The organism is Bradyrhizobium sp. ARR65 (assembly GCF_000472385.1).
GTDB lineage: Bacteria > Pseudomonadota > Alphaproteobacteria > Rhizobiales > Xanthobacteraceae > Bradyrhizobium.
This window is the reverse complement of record NZ_AWZU01000125.1, coordinates 1-2283: the sequence shown is the minus strand read 5'-3', so window position 1 is coordinate 2283 and position 2283 is coordinate 1. Positions and strand designations below refer to the sequence as shown.

The window sequence follows — 2283 nt, the reverse complement described above, 5'->3', positions numbered from 1 at the left end:
AGGAGGGGCGGCTGAAGAACCGCCGTCGATTTTTGCTAGTTACTCCTCAAACGCTTGGTCAGCTGCCACCTTGGCGATCCCACTTGACGCTATCTCCCGTCTTAAACGAGGGCGCGGGAGTCTTCACTCCATATGACTCTGCAGGAGCGGCCGCTGTTGGCCCCTTAGCTGACCAACGCGAGAACCGCCGGCATGTCGGCCGCGAGGCGTAAGCCGGAAAGACGCCTCATCGGCTCGACCGTTGCTCATAGCTCGAAGCTGACCTGAAGTGACGTCCGCGCCAGCTCGCGATCAGCGAGTGGTCAGGGGGAAGCCCCTGCGCTATGCCGCAGTCGGCGGCCCGAACCAGGTGGTTAGCGCGTCGGCGAGCCCCTGTTGGGTCAGGTCTCCCACCCAAGCGACGTGTCCGTCGGGCCGAATCAGCACGGCACTGGGAGCAGTGACCTCGCCGAGGACCGGCAGCTCCCAGCTACCCGTATATCTGGCGTCGATCTGCTGCACCCGATCCGCCCATGGCGTGATGTCGAGGCTGCCGGGCTCACCGAGATTGAGCAGCACTGGCCGGGCATCGTGCAGCAGCGTGAATAGCCGCAGCGGGCCGTTCGCGGTGAGCAGGTCGAGATCGGGCATGCGGCGCCCGAGCAGCTTGTGTCCCGCACCGAGGTCGTAGTGAATGTCCAGGCCAGACATCATGGCCGCGAACCGCTTGCGCGGCTCGTCCATGGACAACAGTTCGGACACGGCGTCGCGCAAGGCGTTGATGCGGTCGTCGCGGCGAAGAAGCGCGGTCTGCGCCATCGTGTTGCGCAGGACGCGCGCAGCGACTGGGTGGCGCTCGGTATGGTAGGTGTCCAGCAAGCTTTCCGGCGATGTCCCCTTGACCACCTGGGCCAGCTTCCATCCCAGATTCACCGCATCCTGCACACCGGTGTTGAGGCCCTGTCCGCCCACCGGGAAATGCACGTGTGCGGCGTCTCCGGCCAGCAGGACCCGTCTGTCCCGGTAGGCGGAGGCCTGCCGAGTCATGTCGGTGAACCTGGAGATAGAGGTGGGATCGTGGATCCCGTAATCGGTCCCGTACACGGCGATAAGCGCCTCGCTGAGCTCGCGCACAGTCGGCTCGCTCGTGTGTCCGACATGTCCGACGCGCCGTTCGGTCACCATGACGCGTATGGGCCCCTGATCCTTGTAGATCACCTCGCCGTCGCGGACCTCGTACTCCACCCGGCCGAGGGCATGGATGCCGATGCCGTCGTGGCGGATGCCCAATTCCGGCTCATCGACCATTTCGACCTCGGCGATCAGGCAACTGATCGTCGGATCCCATCCCGGGAAGCCGATGCCGGCTGCCTTGCGGATCAGACTGCGTCCACCGTCACACCCGACGAGATATTCCGCCCTCAAGCGATGGCCGTCGGCCAGGTCGATGTCGACGCCAGTGTCATCCTGCGCGAAGCCCGTCACCTCGCGTCCGCGATATGTTGGTACCCCGAGGTCGCCGACCCAGTCCGCCAGGATGCGCTCGATGCGGTTCTGCCACAGCCCGAGCCCGTAAGGGTGGCGGGTGGGAAAGTCGCTGATGTCCAAACGGATCGAGGCGAAGCCTGCGACCTGCGCCACCTGCCCCTGCGCAAGAAACCGATCAGCGATTCCGCGCTGATCGAAAACCTCGATGGTTCGCGCGTGCAGACCGCCCGCACGCGACCCGACGAGGTCTTGGTTCGCGCGCCGCTCGACAATGGCCACATCGACGCCCGCCAAAGCCAATTCGCCGGCCAGCATCAGCCCTGTCGGACCCGCTCCGACGATGACGACGGCATGGTTCGTCATCGCCACACTCCGGTCGTTTCCGCTGCGGCGACCAACGCTGCGCCGCGCGACCAGCACGTTGACAACAATGCACCCATTTCGTGACCCCGTAAGTTGTGGCTTCGGTCGGCGTTTCTACGGGATGAGGTGGGTCTTGAAGCAAGCCCCTTGCGCGCCACATATTAGGCTTGGGGGCAGTGGTGTCCGCTTTTTTCGGTTGTCTGCAATAGAGCGGAATCGCGCGCGTCATCTGGTAATGGGACTTCCTGCCCACGTGCATTCGTTGAGCTGATTTGCCCGCCGAGCAGCGGTTTGCGAAAATCCGTCAAGCCAGCCGCGCAAAAATATTTCTGTTTTTCCGAAGCCAGAATCAGTCGTATGGTTCGTGCATCCCGCCTCGATGACAGAGGGGCGCATCGCGATCGTCACGAACGCGAGGCGGGCTGCGGTGGACGCGAGAATGCCGACAGACGA

General features: G+C 64.0%; 2 protein-coding genes. Both read right to left on the bottom strand.

Features of this window, described 5'->3' with window-relative positions; translation table 11 throughout:
• Nucleotides 1–321: 321 nt before the first annotated feature.
• Complete coding sequence (locus F758_RS0142905; protein WP_024513498.1) at nt 322–1830, bottom strand: FAD-dependent monooxygenase; 1509 nt, start codon at nt 1828–1830, stop codon at nt 322–324.
• Between the two features lie 225 nt (nt 1831–2055).
• Nucleotides 2056–2283: hypothetical protein (locus tag F758_RS51495; RefSeq protein ID WP_210200114.1), on the bottom strand; the 228-nt coding region annotated here is incomplete at its 5' end.

Bases quoted from the DNA above. Each gene is read 5' to 3' on its own strand.
- F758_RS0142905 (WP_024513498.1), bottom strand. From the start codon at position 1,830: ATGACGAACCATGCCGTCGTCATCGTCGGAGCGGGTCCGACAGGGCTG.